Source organism: Pedobacter chinensis (genome assembly GCF_003339865.1).
Taxonomy (GTDB): domain Bacteria; phylum Bacteroidota; class Bacteroidia; order Sphingobacteriales; family Sphingobacteriaceae; genus Pedobacter; species Pedobacter chinensis.
The window spans coordinates 15603-33516 of the sequence record NZ_QPKV01000005.1; the positions used below are offsets into that span (position 1 = coordinate 15603).

Annotated in this window: 10 protein-coding genes; 6 read left to right on the top strand and 4 right to left on the bottom strand. The window is 39.8% G+C overall.

Going from position 1 to position 17914, the window contains the following annotated elements; translation table 11 throughout:
• Nucleotides 1–7: 7 nt before the first annotated feature.
• The 3 genes from DU508_RS13690 to DU508_RS13700 all read right to left on the bottom strand — a co-directional run bounded on the left by DU508_RS13690 (nucleotide 8) and on the right by DU508_RS13700 (nucleotide 5789).
• Nucleotides 8–3532, bottom strand: coding sequence for a SusC/RagA family TonB-linked outer membrane protein (locus DU508_RS13690; protein WP_233509560.1), 3525 nt, complete (start codon nucleotides 3530–3532; stop codon nucleotides 8–10).
• A 371-nt stretch (nucleotides 3533–3903) separates the two neighbouring features.
• Nucleotides 3904–5094, bottom strand: coding sequence for a FecR family protein (locus DU508_RS13695; protein ID WP_115403382.1), 1191 nt, complete (start codon nucleotides 5092–5094; stop codon nucleotides 3904–3906).
• A gap of 101 nt (nucleotides 5095–5195) precedes the next feature.
• The gene (locus DU508_RS13700) at nucleotides 5196–5789 is read right to left on the bottom strand and encodes an RNA polymerase sigma factor (RefSeq protein ID WP_115403383.1); all 594 of its coding nucleotides are present in this window, start codon (nucleotides 5787–5789) and stop codon (nucleotides 5196–5198) included.
• A gap of 311 nt (nucleotides 5790–6100) precedes the next feature.
• Here DU508_RS13700 and DU508_RS13705 point away from each other — a divergent pair, with 311 nt between their 5' ends.
• Nucleotides 6101–6520: a hypothetical protein gene (locus tag DU508_RS13705; protein ID WP_115403384.1), complete on the top strand. Its 420-nt coding sequence runs from the start codon at nucleotides 6101–6103 to the stop codon at nucleotides 6518–6520.
• A gap of 35 nt (nucleotides 6521–6555) precedes the next feature.
• Here the strand turns inward: DU508_RS13705 and DU508_RS13710 are convergent, their stop codons facing one another.
• Entirely contained in the window at nucleotides 6556–7581 is a 1026-nt protein-coding gene (locus DU508_RS13710) for a GntR family transcriptional regulator (RefSeq protein WP_199562711.1), read from the bottom strand.
• A 292-nt stretch (nucleotides 7582–7873) separates the two neighbouring features.
• Here DU508_RS13710 and DU508_RS13715 point away from each other — a divergent pair, with 292 nt between their 5' ends.
• The 5 genes from DU508_RS13715 to DU508_RS13735 all read left to right on the top strand — a co-directional run bounded on the left by DU508_RS13715 (nucleotide 7874) and on the right by DU508_RS13735 (nucleotide 17906).
• The gene (locus DU508_RS13715; RefSeq protein WP_115403385.1) at nucleotides 7874–9544 is read left to right on the top strand and encodes a hypothetical protein; all 1671 of its coding nucleotides are present in this window, start codon (nucleotides 7874–7876) and stop codon (nucleotides 9542–9544) included.
• Between the two features lie 94 nt (nucleotides 9545–9638).
• Entirely contained in the window at nucleotides 9639–12818 is a 3180-nt protein-coding gene (locus tag DU508_RS13720) for a SusC/RagA family TonB-linked outer membrane protein (protein WP_115403386.1), read from the top strand.
• Nucleotides 12819–12835: 17 nt separating this feature from the next.
• Complete coding sequence (locus DU508_RS13725; RefSeq protein ID WP_233509566.1) at nucleotides 12836–14404, top strand: RagB/SusD family nutrient uptake outer membrane protein; 1569 nt, start codon at nucleotides 12836–12838, stop codon at nucleotides 14402–14404.
• 17 nt (nucleotides 14405–14421) lie between these two features.
• Nucleotides 14422–15321 carry a DUF5017 domain-containing protein gene (locus DU508_RS13730; RefSeq protein WP_233509577.1) on the top strand — a complete coding sequence of 300 codons (900 nt, stop codon included), beginning with the start codon at nucleotides 14422–14424 and terminating at the stop codon, nucleotides 15319–15321.
• Nucleotides 15318–17906, top strand: a complete 2589-nt coding sequence (locus DU508_RS13735; protein WP_115403389.1) for a glycerophosphoryl diester phosphodiesterase — start codon at nucleotides 15318–15320, stop codon at nucleotides 17904–17906. Before DU508_RS13730 ends, DU508_RS13735 begins: the two co-directional genes overlap by 4 nt.
• The last annotated feature ends 8 nt before the right edge of the window (nucleotides 17907–17914 follow it).

Below are 17914 nucleotides of genomic sequence, written 5' to 3' on the forward strand. Positions count from 1 at the left end.
TAAAATTTTAAAAGTTAGTGAATAAACCTAATGTGTAAGTAGGGGTTACATAGGATTTCGCATAGCTTCCGGTACCCATGCTAAAGTTGTAGCGGTTAAAGCCAACTGTGTAAAGATTTGAAACCTGAGCCTTGATCTCAAAGTTCTTAAAGCCTGCCTTTTTTATAAAAGGCACGTTATTTAGCCGGTACGAAGCCGTTACATCGCCCAGCGTTAAGTAATCACCATGAACCACGTAATTACTGTTGTAGCGGTAAGCCCATGATGGATTTGGGCTATTCAAGTCAACCAGGTTAGGAATATCCGTGTTCAACTCATCGCCAGCAACCCTCCAATAGTTATTTGCCCCTAACAAAGGCCTGTTATCTACCGGTGTAGGTCTCGGTACCCTTACCTTAAAACCGCCATAATAATTAATCATGGCAAAGAAATAAAAACTGCCGACATCTATCCGGTTACTTAAGCCCGCACTAATACTTGGAATAGTTGTGCCAGAATATTGTACAAGTCCTGAATCTTTATTGGACATTGCTGCCACCAATGGATTAGTTATAGTACTTGTATTTACCACATAGGATTTTCCGCTTGGATCCAAAATGATTGGATGACCTTCATTGTTAAGTCCCGTAGTATTGTAGGAAAACATAGCACCAACAGGATAACCATTTACATAACCCAGTATATCCAGCACCTGTGGATCGTACCGCCCCGTTCTGTAAACATCAAGTACCTTGCTGCCATTTTTGGCAATAACAAGGCCTGTATTCCAGTTAAAGTTTTTGTTGGATATCCAATCGGCTTTCAGGCTAAACTCCAAACCATTATTTCTGATGGTGGCATAATTGATTAGGGCTGAGGTGGCACCAAGAGTTGGGTCGATGGTAGAATTACCCATTACATCGGTCGTTTTTTTGGTATAATAATCAAAGCTACCTGTGATATTTTTGAAAATATTAAAATCCAGGCCGAGGTTAAAGTTTTCCGTTTGTTCCCAACGAAGGCTGCTATTGGCATTTGATGCTAAAACGAGCGAGGTAAGGATAGGCGTATTTGATGTATTATTCTGAGCCTGGGCGATTACCTGCGGAAGAGAAAGTTTGGCTACATTTCCATTAAATCCAAAGGCACTGCGCAGTTTCAACTGATGCAGCCAGTTTATATTATTCATAAAGTCTTCTCTATGAATGTTCCAGGCGGCACCTAAAGACCATAATGGTTTGTATTTATATCTGGGATCGCTTCCAAAAAGATTCGATTGGTCAATACGAATACTTCCTGATAATGAATAAGTATCTTTAAAGGAATAAACAACATTAGAAAAAGCCGATAAATATCGGTCCTCATTATAGGTCTGATTAAAGAAACTGGTTAATGATCCAAGCGTATTTCCTGTGACAAGTGTGCCTCTAACTGATGCCAAACCGTTAAATATTGAAGCATAGTCTACAGGTTGTTGCAGTAAACTCTGGTCGTTATAGCCAAAATAAGATGCTAAATTACCCTTGTTTAATATGCTCCGAATTTCGCCACCGGCTATAGCGTTAATTGAGTGGTCACCAAATTTCTTATTATAGTTCAATTGTGTACGTGCGGTATAACCAGTTGAACTTGTATTCTGCTGACGAAGGAAATCACCATCAGGAACATTCCTTTTGAATGTTCCACCCGCTGTCACTGTATAATTGTTTACCCAGGCATTTACCTCCGAAGAACCCTGGCCAGCCAGATGCCTGATCTCTGAACGGGACGTTTCATACACTCCGCCAAATAAAAGGTTAAAGCCTTTCCCAATGTCGTAAGTGAAATTGGCAATCGTCTTGTTATTCATCGTCCGCGTTTTGTCGCTTACTGAATAAGCATCAACCAGTGGATAATAGTTTTGATCTAACAAACCCTGCGATAGGAGGAAATTATTATATACCGGCGCATAACTCATTGAAATGATGGCGTTAGGATTTCCATTTACATCTTCATAACGCTCATAGCCCGCAAACTGAGAGACGACAGGTATTGGCGCACTATTAAAACGTTGTTCCTGATATTCTGTTGTGAGCTCTAAGCTTAGCCGTTTTGCCAGTTTAAGTGTGGTTCGACCTGTTAATAAAAATCTGTTATTATCATTCAGGATCGCATTATTACGATTATCTGTATAATTGGCAGTAATATAATACAGTGCGTTAGGCACCCCACCTGAAACATTCAACGTGTTCGTTTGCGTAGCTGCGGTTCTCTGGAATAAACGATTGTAGTCATTAAGATTATCATAGTTGGCAAGTTCTGCAAAAGAACTTTCGGCCTGCGCAGATGAAATAATGCCAGCGGCTAGCTGAGACTGAATGTAGAAAGGGATAGAACGGCGTATGTTACCTACTCCTGGATTGAACAAAGTTGACCAGGTAGCTGGCGTAATATTCAGGCTCTGTCTTTCCCTTACATAGCTCGCATTGATGGCCGATGCGTCTGGATCCCAACGGTAGCGGCTGTAATCCTCCTCAGGTTTCAGGCCCAGTGTAGTTCTGAAATTGAATTGTGCCGCCCCGGGATTAGCCTGCTTTCTTTCAATAATAATTACCCCATTAGATGCTCTTACGCCGTACACAGTGGCAGAGGCTGCGTCTTTAAGTATTGTAACCGACTTTATTTCATTAGGATCGATCATATCAAGTGTTAACTCGGTTGGATAGCCGTCGACAACTATTAACGGGTTTTGGTTGGCCGACATGGTAGAAATACCGCGGATATTGAACAAAGGCCTTGAAGATGTATTGCCGTTGGGGTCCGTACTGTTAAATAAAACGGAGTTATTGATCATTAATCCCGGTAAACGATTTACCAGCCCATCAAGAAAATCGGTACTTACCCGTGATTCATATTCTTTGGTGCTGATTTGAGAAACAGCACCTGTACTTTGCTCGGGTTTAATGCGCTGGTATCCTGTGTTTACGGTAACGCCTACCTCTTCTAGTTCACCCACATCAATGCTCAGGCGAATAATGCCCATGTTTTTTTCAGCTTTTATTTCTTTAGCTTTATAGCCTATAAACTTGATAACCAATATCGCGTTTTCATCTACGTTTAGTAACTTGAAAGAGCCATCAGCTGCGCTTCTAACGGCCTGATTTTTTCCTTTTACCGTAATCGTTGCACCAGGTAAAGGCTTATTAGATAATGAATCTACAATTGTACCACTCACATCTGTTATTTGAAACCATTCGGTAACGCGATCCAATAAACCAGCGGGTTTTGCCTTTAACGTTACCGTGTTGTTATTGATTTCGTAAGTTATCGGCTGATCGTTAAAAATCTGATCTAATACCGTTTTGAATTCAGTATTTTTCACAGCAATACTTACGAGCCTGGCTTTATTCAGCAATTCTCCAGAAGCGATAAAATTATAACCACTTTGTTTTCTTAACTCTGTGATCACATCAACCAATAAGACATTGGATTTGTTAATGCTTATCTTTTGTGCAAAGCCAGCGGCACTGGCTTGCATAAAGGTAGCGATTAAAATTACGGTGGTTAGTCGCATGATAAGTTTGGTTTTTTGGATATATTGTTTACATAGATCCGGTTTTAGGTTTAGTTTCTGATACACTTTGTTTGGTTTGTGACCATTCTTAACAGACAATAATTGCCCCATTACATTGCTTTAACAGGCAATATTTGCTAAGTTTGTGTCTGGTTTATTGCAGATGATCCATGCGTAGAAACTTCGAAAATCTGCTTTAATTGATTAAGTAAATCGATGCCAATTTTTTCCATATCCCGTGTCCAAACGGGGTATGGTTTTTTTTTTGATATCGGTGGTTTGGTTTGATGTGGGTTTATTGTATTTTTATCTCCATATAATTTAGTTTAAGTTTCATGGGGAATATCCCTTATTTATGGTTGTTTTAGTTTTTAACGGTATACGTAAATTTTTCTTCCCTTAATTTCAAAATGTACATTTCCGGTTGCCTCTAGCGAAATCAACACTTGCGAAATGTTATCAAATCGAGACACTGAACCCCAAAATGTTCCTTCAGGAATACCATCAGTGTAAATAACTTCTACATTGTACCAACGCTCCAACATCCTCATGATTTCTTTAATATTGAGTACATCAAAAACAAAATTGTTGTTTGTCCAGGCCACGGCCAGTTCTGTATCCACTTTACCTAAATTGATATTTCCGTTGGTATTGATAGCCTGATTTCCTGGTGATAAAATTTTGGTTTGTTGGTCAGAAGATACTTTTACGCTGCCTTCTAACAGTGTGGTTTTAACATTGGATTCATTGGTATAGCTATTGATATTAAAATGAGTACCTAGCACTTCAACATCTTGTTGCTCGGTTTTAACGATAAAAGGATGAAATTTATCCTTAGCCACTTCAAAATATCCTTCTCCTGTAAGGAAAACCTTTCTTTCAGGCTGTTTAATAAAACTTGTTGGATATTGGAGTGATGATTCGGCATTAAGAAATACAAGGGTTCCATCGGGTAGGATTACTTGCATCTGTTCGCCCCGCATCGTTGAAAGAGTATTCACACCGGTTGATGCCAGGTTTTGATTAACGATTTCGTAAATAATTTGACCCGATTTGTTTTTATAAATTTTCACTCCAGATTCCTCTGCAATGTTTCCGGTCAAAGCATCCTTAATTAAAATTTTTCGTCCATCTGCTAATGTAAGCGTAGCCCCGGGTTTACCCGGGGCAATATCATTTTGATAAGTAATGGATTGTTGTTTTTTAAAAGCATCTTGCGAAAGAAAATAATAAGTGCCAACGCTGATCATGGCTAAAATAGATGCGGCAATTGCAATTTTTGGCCATAATTTAACAGTTATTGTTTTTGATGATGGCCTATTTTGAGGTTTCTCATTGATGGAACTTAAAATTCTTTGATGAAGTGCAGAATAATTAGCTTCACTTATACTCTCTATTTCAATTTCAGCATTGATTACTTCATCAAAATCCTTTGTTAATACGCTGTCCCATTCCGCTAGGTACAGCCCATCTTCCAAGATTTCCAATACCTGGTTAATTTCTTGCTGGCTGGATTGGCCATCTATATATTTTTGAAATATATTTATTATTTCTTTGTTCACTTTTTACTGCTTTTAATACTAATACAATTGGCAGCAGGAAACCATCCAGTTAATCATGAAAAAAAATAATAATTTGTTTATTGTGGTTGCTTGGCGTAAAATTATTTATGAATGGTAATGAATGCCAACAGGATTGTCAGTGCATTTTTATATTTGATGTATTCTCTGATCAATGTCAATGCCTTGTTCATGTGTTTGTTTACGGTACTTTCTGTTATACCAAGTTCTCCAGCTGCTTGCTTATAGGTTAAACCCTGAATGCGACAACGAATAAATACTTCTTTTGGTTGCCCTGTTAATGAATTAAGGGCCTCAACGATTAGCGTATTACTTTCGTTATATTCAATTTTGAGGTCAGTAGTATATTCTGTAGCCTGTGCATATTTTCTTATTTCTGCCAGAATAGATACTTCATGCTTTGCTCTCTTCAAAACATTAAGGAGTGTTCTTTTAGCTATGGTAAACAAATAAGGCTTAAATGGTTTTGAAGCATCAATTTCTTTTCTGCTTTCCCATAATTTCACAAAGGTATCATGAACGATGTCTTCAGCCAGATGTGGTGACTGTGCCGTTCTTTGAATGTAATATTTCAGTTTTTGAACATTTTGATAGTATAGCATACTCAAGGCCTGCTGATCGTCTTGTTTTAAAAGCTCAATCAGTTCTTTTTCGGTACGTTCACTATGATCATTCATGTTAAGGAGAAACGAATCTAATGAAAAAAATGTTTAATTCTTGTGAAGTGACATTCTATCGGTCAAATAATAGCAGATTCTGCAATTAATTTAATATGAAATAAAAATTAGTGGAATATTTGAGTCATAATCGCTAAGTTTTTTTTGAACTTCTGTTAGTTTGAATTAAATTACTTTGAAGTAATTAACAAAAATCCTCATTAAATATCGTAGTTTTTTTTATTTGATTTTTAATTATTCAAAAACACGGCGTGAGAGGTTATACCATCTCAACCTTTTCATATAATTGGTGGTTTCAAACTAAAAAAATAATGATGCTATACTATAATATATATACCTATATTAATGACCAAGAGTTTTTAGAGATAAGAAATAAATTGATCCCCATTGAAAAAAAAATGGCTGATGAGCTTTTCTTATTAGGTTGGGGATTAACAGAATCTGTAAAAAAAAATGATGCTTTAATCATTGATTTTATTTTTCAGGACAGGTTTTTTATGGGGAATATCGGTTTTGTTTATATCGATGAGCCTGGTGGGCCTGTTTTTTCTTTTTATGTGACCAAGAGTTATGACGAATTAGAAAATAGATATTTTGTAAAACAGTTTATATCGGAAAATGAAAGCCTATCTTTTTATGATCAGAATATAGACTTAATATTGGATAAAGCAATAGAACTGTATAAACTATGGGATAAGGATTATGTTTATGAAAATAATATAAATTATTGAGTAAGTCTATTTGGTTTGTACGCTGTTTAAGATAACTAAAGTGAACATCTCTTTATAACCTTTGTAGGGTTTCTTTTCGTAATGATTTTTTCTTCCAGGATGGCTTGTGCAACTGTTTTGCCCATCGCTTCAAAATCTGTTGAGATCACAGTAATGCCATCTTCAAGTACCTCTTTTACATCGGTATCGTTATAAGAGATCAAACCTACATCTTTGCCTAGTTTCAGTTTCTTTTTTCTGGCCAGTTTAATCAACACCACGTCATCAGTGTCATACCTGCTAAAAGTTACATACGCATTGCCTTTCTGAAATGTTTTCTCATCAATTTCAGACTGTATGAGGTAAGGATGCTCAATTTCTGTACAGTAACGTAAAAAACCTTCTATTACCAGTCTGGCATGTACAGCCTCGGGATGAGCAACCAATATCAGGCGATCGTATTTTTTCAGTTCATCCTTCAGTTTGTGAAGGCTGTGATAAATGTCATAACCATAATCTTGGTATATGCTGCTGTAGTTGCCTGATAAGGCTGGTTCGTTTAAATCAATAATTATTCTCTTTTTGTCTGGAATCAGATTCAACAGCGGAGCTACATTTTCTTTTAAAAAAGTGGCAATAACGTAATGGGTATAAGCACCCAGATTTTCTTTGATCAGATTTTCGAAAACGTGATAATTGTGGTGATGAAAATAGATGTCTATATCTGCCCGATTTTTCAATTGATTAAAAAGGGTTCGATAAAACTGTTCACGCAAAATATTCATTTTATCAAGTAGTAAAAAAACGCGGAACGAATGATGGATAGTGTTTTTGCGTACGTAATACCCCTTTCTGTAAACAGACTCTACAATGCCTTTTTCCACAAGCTCATTTAAACCTTTAAGCAGAGTGTCTTTGCTCATTTTTAAACGCTGCTGCAACTGCTTGAGCGAAGGCAACTGATCACCAATCTGGAGTTGATCTAGCTCAATCAACGAGGTAATGTGATCGGCAAGTTGCTGATATTTCATCTTGACTTGACCATTTTTAGGGAATGGATTTTCAGTATGACTGTCTATCATAAGTAACTAATTTAGGCAAATGTAAATAATCAATTATACAAACCAAACCAGTCAAGAACAGATTTTTGATAAATTACCTTTTTTTTAGGTGTTTGAGGTCTTTTTTGAAATTTATTTTTTTAATAGAAATAAATTACTTTAATTTGTTTAAGCAAACCAGTACAGACCAGACTACATGATTTGATTTGTATGAAAACGGGATCATTTTTGTTTCTCAAATTCTTTTTCAAAAAGAAATTGAAAAATCCAAAGTGCAAAAATGTAACCGGCAATTTTTACTAAAAAGATATAAATGCAAAGGGCTTTATTTTTTTTCTTGCTATTAATTGTAACCTCTTTCTGTTATGGACAACAGTTGCAGGAACTTAAGCCTGTTTTGGATATGCAGGCGGGCCAGCGAATCATAGAAATTCCCAAAGGGAGGTATTTACTAGACAATTCCCGTGATGGCGCCTATGTTTTTGCTGGCCTGGTTGGTGTAGAAATACGGGGAAATGGTTCTGAAATTATTTGTAACTCCCAAGAACAGGCTCTTCGTTTTTTCGATTGCACCAATATAAAAATCTCGAATTTCTCTATAGATTATGATCCGCTCTGTTTTACCCAGGGGAAGATTGTTGTGATAGACAGTGCAGAAAACTCATTTGAGGTAGAGATTGATGCAGGCTATTCTGTTGATCATGTGCGCAACAATCGCGTACAGTTTTATGACCCTTTTACAAGGGAACTTAAAAGAAATAGCATAACAAGAGGTTCAGACCATTATGCTGCTTTTGAAAAAATTGCTGACAGGCACTTTCGGTTGGTAAAAAATGCTCGATGGGTAGCCAATGAAAAATTGGGCGATTTGGTAGTGCTTGATGTGGTAGCTGCAAAGGCTAATCCGGCAGCTCATGCCATTCAATTGGAACAATGTACCAGGGCAACAATAGAGGATGTAACTGTTTATGGTTCCAACGGATTTTCGTTCTTTGAAAGAAACTGTAGTGAAAGTCGTTACAACCGCTGTAAGGTTGATAGAGGACGTGTTTTACCTGGTACGGCTCCACGACTGCGATCGGGAAATGCAGATGGTATTCACAGTAGTATGGCAAAGATAGGTCCGCTGATAGAAAACTGTGAAGTAAAACACACTGGCGACGACTGTATTGTGGTATGCGGAAGATCTTTTCCAATATCCCATGTGGATACTGCTGCTAAAACCATCTACGTGCTTAGCAGAGAAGCGAACCCTGTGTTTTATCCAGGTGATACCCTGCAACATGTATTTTACGTTGCCACTAAGGGAAGTAAGGTAAAAATGATCTCTGCAACAGCTTATGCACCTACTTCTGCCGAACAAATTTTCATTAAAGAAAAATATCCAAATTTATTATATAAAAACTATACAAGGGGAATGCGCATTGTACTGGAAACCGTGCCCCAAAACCTTAATCCTGGTGATATAGTGTACAATGATACACATACCGGAAAGGGTTTTACCATACGGCACAACCAATTGGGTTACAATCGCTCTCGTGGAATTCTCATTAAAAGCAGTAATGGGGAGATTTATCATAATGAAATTAACGGTACGGCGATGAACGCGCTACTTGTGGCGCCAGAACTTACTTGGATGGGAGGAGGATTTGCAAGTCATCTTACAATCAGAGATAATATCATTTCTAACTGCATGTTTGAAAAAACGAATAAAGGCATGCCGCCAGGTGTTGTTTCGATATTTTGTGCCGATGCGAAGTTAAACGTGCCACCTGTCGGGGCTTTTACGTCCATTAAGGTGTATAACAATAAGGTAGAGAAATCTCCCTTGCCAGGTTTTGTATTTACGGCTGTGGATGGTTTGTCGCAATACAATAACAAAACATTCGCTGATCAAGGCAATGTGAGGGAACATGGAAAGAATTTCGGCGTTATATCCGATGCAGTGACGTGGGAAAAGAATAATAATGACATACAAAGGTAGCGCGATAGTATAGAAGCGTTTTGCCCGTTGTAAAAAAGCAACAGATATCTGAATGTCTGTTGTGATAAAATAGTAAGCCAAATATAATAATGATATGAAACCAAATCTAATTTTAACTATTTTGTTGGTTTTGGGTATTCCGCTGGCAGGTTTTGCCCAAGCGGTAAAAACCATTACCGGAACCATTGTAGATGAAAACGAGCGTCCTTTGCTGGGTGCAAAAATCATCATTCAGGGAAAACCTGCAGCTGTTACAACAGATAACCAAGGACGGTTCAGCATTTCCAATACTAAAGAAAGCGATTTGTTGATGGTTTCCATGATCGGATATACCTCCAAAAGCGTAGTTGTAACCAGCCAAAATCAATACAAAATACAACTGCTCCCCAGCAGTCAGGCATTAAATGATGTGGTAATTATTGGTTATGGTGAAGTAAAACGAAAAGACCTTACTGGCTCTGTGGGTTCCGTTAACATGAAAGATCTGGAAAAAGCACCTGTTGTATCTTTTGAAGATGCTTTGGCCGGTAGAGTGGCAGGTGTGCAGGTAGGTTCTAATGATGGACAGCCAGGCAGCGTTAGCAACATTACCATTCGTGGAGGAAATTCCATTACCCAATCAAATGCACCTTTGTATGTGATTGATGGGTTCCCGTTGGAAAATCCCGATAACAACGTCATTAATCCTGATGATATAGAATCAATAGAAGTATTGAAAGATGCTTCCTCAACTGCGATTTATGGTGCAAGAGGAGCAAACGGAGTGATTATCATTAAGACGAAACAAGGTAAAACCGGGCCACCGGTAGTGACCTATAACAATTGGTTGGGAAATCAACAGCCAGTTAAACAAATTCCGGTAATGAGTCCCTACGAATTTGTCAAATATCAGCTCGAACTCAACAGGACAAGCGCAGAACGTATGTATTTGCAAGACGGTAGAACCTTGGAATCATATAGAGATGAAAATGGCATTAACTGGCAGGATCATGTATTGCAGAATGCCTTTATGCAAAGCCACAACTTTTCTTTACGGGGAGGAACAGCAGCTACAAAGTACTCCCTCAGCAGTTCCTTTCTGGATCAAACCGGAATCGTGATCAATGGGGGCTATAAACGATATCAAGGTCGTTTTCAAATTGATCAGCGTGTGGGTAAAAATTTTCGGGTCGGTTTGAATACCAATTATACCTATGGGATAAAAAGAGGGCAGATTGCGAATTTAACCAGTGATAATCTGAATAGTACTTCCGCGGGCAATTCCAGCTCCTATCTGTTGTACAGCACCTGGGGATACCGTCCAATTACAGGAAGGGGAGACGAAGATAATTTTATAGATATTCCTTTTGACGATGATGTTGCGGCGAATACAGATCTGAGAATAAACCCTGTGGTAAACTCCAACAATATGTATATGTATGCCTTTAACAGAGCATTTTTTACAAATGCTTTTGTAGAGTATTCTTTTCTGAAATATTTTAAACTCAGAGTTAACGGCGGCCTAACCGAATCCCGTTTGTCTTTTGAGCGCTTTAACAACTCTAAAACGGCAGCAGGAAATCCGCGTACTGTTTATGGTGCCACTTACGGGCTTAATGGTTCAATTGAAAATCTAAATATCCGTGATCTGCTGAACGAAAATCTGCTAACATTCACCAGGTCCTTTAATAAGAAACATCGTATAGATGCTGTTGGTGGATTTACGATGCAGAGAAGCAGTACCGAAGGAGATGGTTATGTATCTATTTTATTGCCTAATGAGGTGCTGGGTGTAAGAGGACTTGATCAAGGGACTGTACTTTCAAAAACGATGTCAGGATCTTACGCAACGCTGGTGTCTTTTTTGGGGCGTGTTAATTATAGTTTCAATTCCCGCTATCTGTTTACCGCATCTTTCCGCAGCGATGGATCTTCAAAATTTTCGCCAAAAAATAGATGGGGATATTTCCCTTCCGGAGCATTTGCATGGAATTTGGGCGAAGAAAAATTTTTGAAAAATATTAAAGCTGTTTCCAATGCCAAATTGAGATTGTCATACGGCATAACCGGAAATAACCGGGTATCAGATTTTGCATACCTCAGTGTTTTAGACCAAGAAGTAGCGGCCAATACGGGTAATACAAAAAGTGGCTACTATTTTAATGGGGTCTATATTCCAGGATCAGTGCCTGTTAACGTGGGAAATGAAAATCTTAAATGGGAGCGAACCGGTAACATGGATATTGGATTAGATCTTGGTTTCTTTAACGAACGGTTGAGCTTAACCACAGACTATTATCACAAAAGAACGACAGATTTATTGCTGAACGCGTCATTGCCTACATCAACGGGATATCTCACAGCATTTAAAAACATAGGTGTTGTTGTAAATAAAGGGTTTGAATTTACCCTAAATACAGTAAACATTAAAACCAAAAAATTCAATTGGACTTCCAACTTCAATATAGCCTTCAATAATAATAAAATAAAGGAATTAAACGGAGACCAGCCGAGTCTTATTACACGTATTGTTAACTGGAACTCCAATTTCAATAATTCCCTACCTTATATCGCGTTGCCGGGACGCCAGGTGGCATTATTTTATGGCTATGTTTTTGACGGATTATATCAGCTAAATGATTTTAATGTATTGTCTAACGGCACTTATGATCTAAAGCCCGAAGTGCCTAACAATGGTAGTGCCCGTTCGATCATTAGACCGGGATTCATCAAATATAAAGACATTAACGGAGATGGAGTGGTGGATGCAAATGACCAGACGATTATTGGCAATCCCAATCCTAAGCACATTGGAGGCTTTTCCAACAATTTCCAGTATGGACAATTTGACCTGAACGTTTTTTTACAATGGTCTTATGGTAATGATATCCTAAATGCGAACCGTATTGTTTTCGAAGGAGCCGAGGCAAGGCAAAGCTTAAATATGTTTAAAACCTACGAAAACAGGTGGTCTTTAGAAAACCAGAATACTTTGCTGCCCGTGGCAGGTGGTTATGGACCAAACGTATTCTCCAGTAGAAATATTGAAGATGGGTCTTTTTTACGGCTAAAAACAGTTTCGCTTGGATATAACCTTTCTCCCGAGTTGATGAAAAAATGGAAGATGCAAGCTGCCCGGGTACACATCTCAGCGCAAAACCTTGCCACCTTAACCAACTATACCGGCCTGGACCCAGAGGTTTCTGTACGGCATTCTGCGCTCACGCCGGGTTTTGATTGGAGTCCTTATCCAAGAGCTCGCACCATTACCTTTGGAATGAATCTAACTTTTTAACATAAATGTTTTTTACAATGAAAACAGTTTTATTTTATATCGGTATGATGTTGGCCCTTGTTGCCACATCATGTTCAAAAATTCTGGATACCACCCCACAGGATTTTATATCACCAATAAATTATTATAACACAGAAAAAGAACTGGAATCGGCACTGGCAGGAGTTTACGACCGCCTGGGCGATAATCGGGTTTATGCACAGGGAATGGCATGTTACATGGTCTTCAGTGACGAGTTCTTTATGAAGAACCAAATATCTGGAATAAATGCCAACATTGTTGATGCTTCTACGCTGGAACTGAATAGGCATTGGGAAGCACTTTATACCGGGATTGAAAGAGCAAATATGCTGCTCGATAATATTGATAAAGCTCAGGTGAGTGAAGCAAAACGGAATGAAATTAAAGGCCAGACACTTTTTTTAAGAGCCTATTATTATTTTTTGCTGACGGATGAATTTGGGGCAGTTCCGCTAAAGTTGCAGTCTACCAAGTCACCTGAAGAAGAACCTCTTCCGGGTACACCAATAAAGGATATTTACGAGCGTATCGTGGCAGACATGAAACAGGCCGAAATCTTGGTTAAATCCGTTTCAGACTATGGCTATAACACACGTATCACTAAAACTACGGTACAAGGAATATTGGCAAGGGTTTATTTAACCATGGCAGGTTTTCCGTTGAACGATGCATCTAAATATGCTGAAGCAAGAAGCTATGCAGAAAAAGTGATGCAGTCTGGATTACACGATCTGACCCCCGACTTCAGCCAGATTTACATTAACCACGTTAGAGAAGTATTCGATACCAAAGAGAATTTATGGGAAGTAGAGTTTAAAGGAACGGGCCAGGGTGAAATACAGGAAGCTGGCACGATTGGAAGTTATAATGGCATTACCTGCGGAATTATTGAGATAGGCTATGGCTATGATTATGTTCATGCTACTGCCAAGCTTTATGATGCTTACGCGAGTGGTGACCAGCGAAGAGACTGGACAGTTGCACCTTACAGGTATGTAACTACCGGGCAAACGGCTGTACGTACCAATTGGGCGGCAGATCAGATCTACGATCGAAGCAACGGGAAATGGAGGCGCGAGTATGAACTGGTTTTACCGAGAAACCAAAACATGACGGGCACGAATTGGCCACTTTTAAGATATGCCGATGTATTGCTGATGTTTGCAGAAGCCGACAACCAGGTAAACGGCGGGCCCTCTGCAGCTGCGTACAACGCCATCAATATGGTAAGGCGAAGAGGGTATGGAAAAAATGTGTCTACACCCGACACCCAGGCAGACGCTGTTGCCGGGCTATCTAAGCAAGACTTTCTGGACCTGATCAGGAACGAAAGGCTGCGTGAACTTGCTTTCGAGGGTATCAGGAAACACGATCTTGTGCGATGGGGTATTTACCCATCTGTTATGCAGGCACAGGTAAGGGAGTACCAGACCAACATGCCGGCAGCTTTAAGAGATCCCGCTATAGCACAGGCACAGCGGGTAACGGAAAGGGCTGTTTTATTCCCGATTCCGAATAGTGAATTGGCCGTTAACCCTAATATCAGACAAAACACAGGATGGTAACCACAAAATTGTACAAGATGAATAAGTTAATAATTGCATTTGTGATGTTCTTTTCTCTGGCTTCCTGCCAGAAAACCTATGAGTTGGGACCTCAGGATGATTTTTCTGTTGAAACCGAAAAAACCAGTTATAAAGTTGGAGAGCCTGTCCGGTTTATCGTTAAGGGAAAACCGGATAATATTGTGTTTTGGTCGGGCGAAGTGGGCCGTAAATATGAGTTCAGAAAAAGGACCGCGGTAGAAGGAAATTCCGTTTTTCTCAACTTTAATACTTTCGCCCAATTCGGGCTGATGCCCATCGATCAGTCGGTAATCAAAGTGTACGTATCAACCGACTTTAATGGAAAATATGAGGCCGCAAGTGTAAGATCGGCCACTTGGGAAGACATTACGGATAAAGCTGTGCTCTCTTCCGGTCAGGATCAGACACCTTCGGGGGATATCGATCTCAGTAGTTTCGCAGCCCGCAATAAAAGTATGGCAATTGCCATGGTTTATAAAACTACCGTCATCAAACCAGAAGCACAGCAAAACCGCTGGGTAGTCCGTACTTTTAACCTGAGAAGCGTTAACCAGCAGGGAGAACAAACCATATTGGCCACTATGGCTACTGCTGGTTGGGTTGCCTTTAACTTTAGCGGCCCAGCTACCAACTGGAGCATTACTTCAGCTCAGCTGCTTACCGTAAGGAACGATACCGAACTGGATGACGATTGGGTGGTAACCAAACAGTTTAACCCCAACAGTACCCTGCCGGACATCGGGGAGCCCATCAAAAACATTTCTCAGAAATTAACAGAATACACCAAGGTTTATAGCAGAGCGGGGGTATACAAAGTCACTTTTGTAGCAACTAATGCCAATTTAGAGCGCTCAACAACGGTTGTAAAGGAATTAGAACTAAACATTACACAATGAGGTTAAATGGTGTAATATTGCTGTTGCTGGCATCAATAAGCAGTGGCTATGCGCAACTGGCTACCAAAGCGGCACTAACCAACAACGTGATCCGACTGAACTGGGAAAATACGGGCAAAGGCTACAAGGTAAAACAGTTGTCGGTGAAGGGACAAAAGGGATGGCAGTCATTACCTGGCTCACTGGGGCAGTACACCCTGCTTTACAGTAAAGAGCAACCAGATATGAATGCACCGATTAAAGATAAAAACGGAAAGGAAATTCCATTTCCAGAACCCGAATACCGTTATATCATCCCTACCTGGAAAGCAAATACTTCTCCTGTTTCCTTAAATACAGAGGGGCGTTCCATTTCATTTTACCCGCAGCGGTATAAACAGGTTGGCCATACACTTGTTTTTCAGCAAAAAACAGAAGTTGCTACCATCGAGGCTACCTGGCAGCTAGACTCTGTTTATAAAAATGACCTTCGTGTTTCCATCCGGTTAACAGCCGATAGGGACGGATATTATTCCATTGCAAGCCCGGTGCTTACAACAAATGATAAAAACCAGTTTCAGTGGGCCTGCATTCCCGGGGTTTTTCAGGGCAATACCATTAACAGTAATTTTATTGATGCTTATGCCTATGGTCACGGAATTCCAGATAAGCCGATGGTAGTAAGAGAGCGGACAGCAGCCGCACTTACTGCCATGCTTACCAATAAAGAAGGGATTACACTGGCGGTTACCGCCGAACCAGGAACGGCCAGAGACCCATGGGAATATGATAAATCTACCCAATCTAACTGGCAGCTCGGCCTGTCGCTGATCAACAGGCAGCAACAACTGAGCCCAACCTTATACCATCCGGTATTAGGGCAAAAAAAATCATATTTAAAAAAAGGGGAAAACATTTCATTTGATTTCAGGTACACGGTCAACCCATCAGATTGGTATAAGGTTTATCAACATGTCGTTAATGATGTTTATCGCTTTGATGAACTGCTCCGTTTAAAACAAACCAACCAGTCCCTATCAGCACGTATGCTGCAGCTTTTAGATTATGTAAAGAAAGATAGCACTTCAAGGTGGAGGACCTTTGATTACCAGGGTCAGCGGATTGGCGCACAGGAATATTTGGGCGGTGTTTATGAATCGGAAAAAGATGCAGTAAAAAATGCCGATTATGGAGCGATGTGGATGTTGGCAACCCTTACACAAGACTCAATCCTTATTCATCAACGATTGAAAAATGCGTTAAATTTTAAACTGGCGCAGCAAAACACAGCTGGTGGATTTTTTCACGGCGCTGCCGCTGGTCAATATTATCTTTATCATTCTAAACGTTTCACCGAAGAGTGGGGGCCTTATACAGAACCGATAGCCACTACGTACTACATGTTACTCGACATGGGGAATGTGTTTTTATTTGAGCCGGACAATCAGCAGCTTAAATCGGCAATACGCTTGGCGGCCGACTGGCTTCTTGCCAAGATGAAGCAGCAAGGTTATTGGGAAGTGGCTTATCATAACAATACCTACCAGCCTATGTTTACAGACCAGAAAGATTATAGGCCTACTTTTTATGGTTTACTGGTCGCCTATCAGGTGCTTGAAGATGAAAAATATTTAAAAGCTGCTATAACGGGCGCAGACTGGTTTATTAAAAATGCCGTAGAAAAGGGATACTTTTTAGGGGTTTGCGGAGATGCCCGTTTTGCTCCAGATTTTGCAACTGGTCAAAGTGCCCAGGCACTGCTGGATCTTTATGAGATTACAAAAGAGCAACGTTTTAAACAGGCTGCCATTAAAACTGCACAATTTTACACCACTTCCATTTATTCTCATCCTATCCCGAACCACCAAGGCAAGAAGAGCGGAACAAGAGAACTCGAAGATTGGCAGATCAGCCAGGTGGGTCTAAGTTTTGAACACGGCGGCATTTTAGGTTCGGCCAACCCTAGCGGTCCAATTTTATTGGCCAGTCATGCCGGCATGTTCGTAAGATTATTCCAGCTCACAAAAGACTCTTTATATCTCAAGATGGCAAGAACTGCGGCGTTGAGCAAAGATGCTTTTGTAGATCCGGCAACAGGGGTTGCCTCTTATTATTGGAGTGCCATGAATAGGGGCGCAGGTCCTTTTCCGCACCACGCATGGTGGCAAGTGGGATGGATCACAGACTATTTGATGGCAGAGCTGTCACTGCGGTCGCAGGGCAGAATTGATTTTCCGGCGGGATTCATCACGCCTAAAGTTGGTCCCCACAAAACCTTTGGTTTTCAGAAGGGAAAAATATTTGATAAGCAGGGTGGTTTGGCCTTGATAGAAAAGCTGGTATCATTAACTAATCCTAACATGGATTATTTGTGCGCCCTGAATAAGGAGGATAAAACATTTTATCTATTTGTACTCAATAATGATGACGAGGCACAAGAGGGCGAGCTTCATATAAACCAATCCCGTTTTATTGGGCAACACCGTTTAGCATTGGAAACAGCACAATGTTTTTCGGCATCTGGATCGCCAATTCCTTTCTCTTTCAATGACAAGATTAAAATAGCACCCTATGGCTTGCAGGTATATACATTTAAATACCAATAAATTTTTTA